Below are 324 nucleotides of genomic sequence, written 5' to 3'. Positions count from 1 at the left end.
CCCAGGGATTGGCTGAGACGAAAAACATATTCTCAGTAAACCCTTTAGGGAAATAGGCCAGGTTTTCACCGTAACACGCCACATCTTGCGAATATATGTGTAGAAACTGCCGGAAATCGTCGTGGTATTCACTCCAGAGCGATGAAAACGTTTCAGTTTGCTCATGGAAAACGGTGTAACAAGGGTGAACACTATCCCATATCACCAGCTCACCGTCTTTCATTGCCATACGAAATTCCGGATGAGCATTCATCAGGCGGGCAAGAATGTGAATAAAGGCCGGATAAAACTTGTGCTTATTTTTATTTACGGTCTTTAAAAAGG

The 324-nt window shown here is 43.5% G+C and carries 1 protein-coding gene; it reads right to left on the bottom strand.

Features of this window, described 5'->3' with window-relative positions:
- A partial coding sequence (locus tag AC0IVP_RS21850; RefSeq protein ID WP_471759274.1) for a CatA-like O-acetyltransferase occupies positions 1-324 on the bottom strand: 324 nt, incomplete at both ends.

This window comes from Klenkia sp. AC732, from assembly GCF_979256525.1.
The sequence above is the reverse complement of the archived record's forward strand: the minus strand, read 5'-3'. Positions and strand labels throughout refer to the sequence as shown.